1 protein-coding gene is annotated in these 2,368 nt (G+C 40.8%); it reads left to right on the top strand.

The genetic code is table 11. The annotated features are described in order from the left end of the window. Positions 1 to 2,268, top strand: a 2,268-nt coding sequence (locus PLK24_RS10820; protein WP_324479033.1) for a DUF362 domain-containing protein, incomplete at its 5' end; no start/stop codon positions are given. Positions 2,269 to 2,368: the final 100 nt, after the last annotated feature.

Raw genomic sequence — 2,368 nt, 5'->3', positions numbered from 1 at the left:
GTATTATTACAAAAAGTTATCGACCAAAACGATCAAAATGCCTGGCAGGAAATAACTAATAAGATTGACTACATTTATTCCAATCTCGATTTTTCCTTAGGTAGTCTGGACAAAGAAACCGGTTTTGGCAAGGAAGTTCAGTCACAAATAAAGCATGGAAAGAGATTATTATTCAAGCCCAATATTGTCGCCCCTTTAGTCATCGATCCGACCACCCATGGTGAAGGTTCGGCAGCTATTATCGCCACTGAATGGTCCTTGATTGCCGCTTTGATGCGGTGGTTCCATGATAAGCTCAATATTCATTACAACCAAATGGCGTTAGGAGAAGCCTCAACATCAACTTTTCTTGTTGCCGAACTTTTTGGGAAGACATTTGGACAAACGATGACCACTGAGGCATTATTTGAAGGAAAAAGCTTTGATATATATGGTGGCTGGGGATTTTATTTTGTCAGAAAGTATCTTGCCGACCGTCATCCTTCTTCTCATCAAGACGACCCCATGAAGGGATTTGAGAACAGTGTTACCGGAAATTATCTCCCACCAGGACAAGCCAAAGATAAGTTAATGGTCTATGATTTAAATAAAATCCATAATGACCCATCGAGAGGAAGAACAGTCGTTGTTCCCGATGGTGCCAATTTCAAAGAGATCACTCTTCATAAGGTAATCATAGGAGGTGATCCAGATAATGCCGAAGACCTTCGAAATTATCCTGGCTGTGTTTTAGTTAATGTGCCCAAGCACAAGATCCATGCCCAAGACCTTTTAACCAACGCCATTAAAAACCTGGGCATCGGTCTTTATCCAACCCTCTGTGCCTTTGAGGGTGATAAAAACGCTGAGACCTGGAAATATTCCTATCCAGCTCAAACTTTGCCAACCTATAAAGGAAAATTACCTCATTGTCCTTGGATGCTCAAAATTGATGAAAAGACCAATCTGCCGATGAAGGATAAAAACGGTGAATACATTGCCATTAAGACAGCCGGTATGCCCGGAACTCAGTCGGATATCATTCGGGCAGTGCAGAGCCAGAAAGTTTTTATGGTGCATGTCAGTGATGCTATCGATATGGTCAACATCAGCCACAACCCCGATGGTAAAGCAGTGCGGATTCCCGAAGGCTTTGTATGGTCGTCGCTGGACTGTGTTGCTCTGGACTTTTTCTGTGCTCGGTATTGCTTTAAAACTATCCCCATGGCTGAAGCACTCAAGCTAAAAGAAGAAAACGGCTGGCCAACCGAATTTGTCCATCAGGTGCCATTGGCTCAATTGGAAGGAAACAACATCATCACCATAGAAGGATTTGATTCGCCGTTATTCAGATACAATTTATATCGTTATGCAGAGAAAAGAGGCGTAGGGCAGCAGAAGTATTATGTAATAGGCTGGGACAGCCTGACCGAATCACCCTTGGTTTCTCTGAATGGTCATCTGGGTAGAATAGAAAACTCCAACTTCTATGAAATGATTACCAAAACCCTGTATTACAATCCAAACACCATTCTCTATGATCTTCAAAAAACCATTTTAAGTTATATCCAAGCCAACGACTCACTTACTGGCTCAAAACTTTATAAGGATCTTATGGAAACCTTTGATGAAAACCATGATGGAGTCATCGATTACGATGAAATGGGACGAAAAGGAGTTGAAACCACCCAATTCAGCAACTTAGCTACTGCTTTAGATATTCAAATAAAAGAGAAATACGGCCAGCTCAAGGGAGGTTTTATGGAGTCAATTTATTTTCTTAAATATAGCGATCGAAATTGGAATGAACAAAAGCATGATTTTACCAAAGAAAAATTGCCAGGCTTTATGGCGTCGGTCGCATTTGATTTGTCACGAATGGATAATGAGAATGAAGATCTTTTTGTAAAGGGAATGACTTATGGCAGAGGAAAATGGCCGAGTTGGCAGATGTTAAAGTATTTATTTGAGAATATGTATTTATATGGTTCTTTATCACTGGACGATGCCAGTCCTTGGTCAATTTACGGGAAGGCTTTCCAATATGCTGACAAAGCTTTCAACTCAGGTGGGTATACTGGAAGCCGTGATGAAGGGGCAACTGATCCAAACGCATTAACTAAATATTATGCTGCTCTCTCCAAGGGAGCAAAGCCTTTACAATTCACTTTTTATGTACCAGTTGACTATGGAAAGCTAAATAACCATCCAATACCCAACGTGAAAGAAACGACTGATCCTCAAAAGATTTTTACCGCTCATTTTAATGGCGGTCAGGAAGTCTGGTAGTCACCAATCAGCAATTTGAGCTGAAGTCAATTATTTATTGGTCGAATAATTTAAAACACTCAATAGCGCTTGGTTTTATAGGTTCCCAGGCGCTGTTTGT

The organism is Atribacter sp. (assembly GCF_035418125.1).
GTDB lineage: Bacteria > Atribacterota > Atribacteria > Atribacterales > Atribacteraceae > Atribacter > Atribacter allofermentans.
Note: the sequence above shows the minus strand (reverse complement) of the source record. Positions and strands in the feature narration are given on the sequence as shown.